We start from the raw sequence: 1,424 nt of genomic DNA, 5'->3' as shown, positions 1-1,424 counted from the left end.
TTCGCGCCCGATCGGGGGTGCTGGCAAAAATTTCAGCGCTTGGCGTAAATTTCTGCACGATTGCTACTCAAACCCCTTCACCCTCTCCACAACATAACTCTACCCAAGTCTCCTTTTCTTTCTTGGTAGACAGAGCAAACGATCTTACCAACGGCATCTCACACCCACAAGCCGGGTTAGGACACTTTACCGTCCTCGCTCACAACCAAGCAATCACTGTTGCTTCATCCCTACCTTTTTCCCGTGGCAGTTTCACCTTCGGGTACAAATGCCCAATCCGCTTCGGGAGCCTCATCCCGCATCCACTTCCTGTAATAGCGCACATCAAGAGCTTTTGTTACGTTTCTTAATCTCGTGTCCTCGGAATGCACGTATCTCGTCTTTACCCCCTAAACGCGCTGGAATTTCTGAGAAGACTAGCGCTCACTGGCTGCGTCACTGCCACGCGAGCCACGCGCTCAACAGGGGAGCGCCCATCCACTTGCTGAGTCAAACTTTGGGTCATGCGTCAGTTGCCACGACTTCTAAATATTTACACGCCAAACCCAATGATTCCAGAGGTCTGTATCTGGTAACGCCCGCGGGCGTTCGGGGTTGGGCGGTTCTTGTGGATTGTTGCTTTCGTGCGCTCGCACGCCGGCGACAGCCAACAGAATATCGGTCGTTCTTTTCGGTCAAATAATTTTAGATTTTAGATTTTGGATTCTTGATATAGGGGTTTGCATTAACCCACGCAAAAAGCAGGAATCAAACCGAATCAAACGGCATCAAAGTCTGTCAAGTTTCAATCCCTGATAGGGCTTTAAGTTTTTGGTGACGATTTGCAGTAACGCAGTTTGCGGAGATCGGCAACACTAGAACGACATCATCTTCATAGTGAGACACGATCGCATCCAGGTCATGAGAATTCCACGCTTGAACCCAGTGTTCTGCAAATGAGATCGCTTGATTTTCAGTAATCATATCGTTTCCGGTTGCATCGGTATTGTTCAAATGTCCAAACAGTCAGTTGTCCCGAAAGCATAATTTTAGTCAACAGTCAACAGTCAACAGCGATGCCCGCTCAGCTTCGCCGAAGGGTCAACAATCATCTCGTTCGTGCAACCGGAATTGATATCATATATACTACTGAACGGGCTCAACTCGTCCCCCAAGCTGAAAAACTCGACCGAGATCGTCAGCATTTCGCCAGGTTTCAACGATCTTACCGTCAACAATCCAATGAATGAACATAGCGGTGAATATCTGTCGCCGACCACGACCGGGAATCCCAAAGAAACTTTCCTGAACGCAGGTATTGGTCAGGCGCACGACAACTTTGTCACCCTCGGCAATGATGTCTTCAATCGTCCATGTCTGAGCGATGGGGCCGATTATTTCAAATAGTTCGCGAACCCCATCCGGGCCAGAGGAAAGATTTGGTG

Annotated in this window: 3 protein-coding genes; 1 reads left to right on the top strand and 2 read right to left on the bottom strand. The window is 48.9% G+C overall.

All coding sequences use genetic code 11. The features are described from left to right. The first annotated feature begins 268 nt into the window (after window positions 1–268). The gene (locus QUB30_RS33580) at window positions 269–682 is read left to right on the top strand and encodes a site-specific integrase (protein ID WP_333342690.1); all 414 of its coding nucleotides are present in this window, start codon (window positions 269–271) and stop codon (window positions 680–682) included. 95 nt (window positions 683–777) lie between these two features. Here QUB30_RS33580 and QUB30_RS33575 read toward each other — a convergent pair whose 3' ends face one another. After that, window positions 778–963 (bottom strand): nuclear transport factor 2 family protein, encoded by a 186-nt coding sequence (locus QUB30_RS33575; protein ID WP_333342687.1) that lies wholly within the window; start codon window positions 961–963, stop codon window positions 778–780. Window positions 964–1,125: 162 nt separating this feature from the next. Further along, a partial coding sequence (locus QUB30_RS33570) for an ester cyclase (protein WP_333342684.1) occupies window positions 1,126–1,424 on the bottom strand: 299 nt, incomplete at its 5' end.

The sequence above is a fragment of the Microcoleus sp. BROC3 genome (assembly GCF_036702515.1).
Taxonomy (GTDB): domain Bacteria; phylum Cyanobacteriota; class Cyanobacteriia; order Cyanobacteriales; family Microcoleaceae; genus Microcoleus.
Note: the sequence above shows the minus strand (reverse complement) of the source record. Positions and strands in the feature narration are given on the sequence as shown.

Bases quoted from the DNA above. Each gene is read 5' to 3' on its own strand.
- QUB30_RS33575 (WP_333342687.1), bottom strand. From the start codon at position 963: ATGATTACTGAAAATCAAGCGATCTCATTTGCAGAACACTGGGTTCAA.
- QUB30_RS33580 (WP_333342690.1), top strand. From the start codon at position 269: ATGCCCAATCCGCTTCGGGAGCCTCATCCCGCATCCACTTCCTGTAAT.